The sequence below is a fragment of the Aeromonas sp. 600948 genome, from assembly GCF_049174875.1.
Lineage (GTDB): Bacteria > Pseudomonadota > Gammaproteobacteria > Enterobacterales > Aeromonadaceae > Aeromonas > Aeromonas veronii_A.
In genome coordinates this window covers 1-1423 of record NZ_JAAKTY010000044.1, presented here as the reverse complement: position 1 = coordinate 1423, position 1423 = coordinate 1, and the positions used below count along the sequence as shown (strand labels likewise).

The window sequence follows — 1423 nt, the reverse complement described above, 5'->3', positions numbered from 1 at the left end:
GGTACAGCTTTGGTGACGCAGCTTTTGAGATCACACCTGTGAAGTGTCTCGCACCTCGATAACTGTACGTAAGATCAGTATAGTTCGTGGTAACTGACTGCTAATCATGGGTAATCAGGAAAATCTTAGGGAAGGTGCGAATAAGCGGGGAAATTCTTCTCGGCTGACTCAGTCATTTCATTTTTTCAGTTTGAGCCGATTTTTTCTCCCGTAAATGCCTTGAATCAGCCTATTTAGACCGTTTCTTCGCCATTTAAGGCGTTATTCCCAGTTTTTAGTGAGATCTCTCCCACTGACGTATCATTTGGTCCGCCCGAAACAGGTTGGCCAGCGTGAATAACATCGCCAGTTGGTTATCGTTTTTCAGCAACCCCTTGTATCTGGCTTTCACGAAGCCGAACTGTCGCTTGATGATGCGAAACGGGTGCTCCACCTTGGCCCGGATGCTGGCTTTCATGTATTCGATGTTGATGGCCGTTTTGTTCTTGCGTGGATGCTGTTTCAAGGTTCTTACCTTGCCGGGGCGCTCGGCGATCAGCCAGTCCACATCCACCTCGGCCAGCTCCTCGCGCTGTGGCGCCCCTTGGTAGCCGGCATCGGCTGAGACAAATTGCTCCTCTCCATGCAGCAGATTACCCAGCTGATTGAGGTCATGCTCGTTGGCCGCGGTGGTGACTAGGCTGTGGGTCAGGCCACTCTTGGCATCGACACCAATGTGGGCCTTCATGCCAAAGTGCCACTGATTGCCTTTCTTGGTCTGATGCATCTGCGGATCGCGTTGCTGCTCTTTGTTCTTGGTCGAGCTGGGAGCCTCAATGATGGTGGCATCGACCAAGGTGCCTTGAGTCATCATGACGCCTGCTTCGGCCAGCCAGCGATTGATGGTCTTGAACAATTGGCGGGCCAGTTGATGCTGCTCCAGCAGGTGGCGGAAATTCATGATGGTGGTGCGGTCCGGCAAGGCGCTATCCAGGGATAACCGGGCAAACAGACGGATGGAGGCGATTTCGTACAGAGCATCTTCCATCGCGCCATCGCTCAGGTTGTACCAATGCTGCATGCAGTGAATGCGTAGCATGGTTTCCAGCGGATAAGGTCGCCGGCCATTACCAGCCTTGGGATAAAACGGCTCGATGACTTCCACCATGTTTTGCCATGGCAGAATCTGCTCCATGCGGGACAAGAAAATCTCTTTTCTGGTCTGACGGCGCTTACTGCTGAATTCACTGTCGGCGAAGGTGAGCTGATGACTCATGATGAACCCTTTTTCATGGCTCCAGATGACAAACATGATCTCATATCAGGGACTTGTTCGCACCTTCCCTAGTGTTGAAAAGTGTGGCAATGACATCATTTGTTAAGCACACCATCAAAATCCGATAGTTGTAAATCCTTTTTCCCCTGCAACATATCACTCGCTAAC

At 51.2% G+C, this 1423-nt stretch carries 1 protein-coding gene; it reads right to left on the bottom strand.

From position 1 onward, the window contains the following. Positions 1 to 274 precede the first annotated feature (274 nt). Positions 275 to 1255, bottom strand: a complete 981-nt coding sequence (locus G5182_RS20080) for an IS5-like element IS5 family transposase (RefSeq protein WP_026141181.1) — start codon at positions 1253 to 1255, stop codon at positions 275 to 277. Positions 1256 to 1423: the final 168 nt, after the last annotated feature.